This is a genomic window from Thermococcus sp. ES12, assembly GCF_012027515.1.
Classification (GTDB): Archaea; Methanobacteriota_B; Thermococci; order Thermococcales; family Thermococcaceae; genus Thermococcus; species Thermococcus barossii.
The window spans coordinates 1-427 of the sequence record NZ_SNUP01000092.1 but is presented as its reverse complement, the minus strand read 5'-3'; the positions used below and the strand labels follow the sequence as shown (position 1 = coordinate 427).

Annotated in this window: 1 protein-coding gene; it reads right to left on the bottom strand. The window is 39.8% G+C overall.

Annotation, left to right across the window (positions count from 1 at the left end):
• On the bottom strand, window positions 1-427 hold a 427-nt coding region (locus E3E37_RS11205; protein ID WP_167717432.1), incomplete at both ends, for a hypothetical protein.

The window sequence follows — 427 nt, the reverse complement described above, 5'->3', positions numbered from 1 at the left end:
AATTTGTAAATCTCCGACTGAACCGCTAAAGTCTGATAGATTAGCACCAAACTGGAACCAGCCTTGATACTGCGGTTCTCCAGAATCTCTCTTAACTAAAGTTCCTAAGAATTGCGTAACTACTTGACCGCCAAACTTGATTTTCAAGTCTTTTATATAATCGCTTGTACTATCCATGTCCATTGCAAAGTAACCAACAAGGAAAATCTTTGAAGCCGTTGGTAACTGATAACCGCTTTGTGTAAAGACTTCTGTTCCGTTGGTGGTATTATTTCTGTAACTATATCCACCAGCTTGAATACTGAATGCACTTGAAATAGTTCCACCGCTCCAGCCTTGAGATGTTCCATCGTCAAAATTCCAAACCTGATGAACTGTCCAATTGGCATTGTTTTTGAAATCAACGATATAGACGTCTACAGGCCAC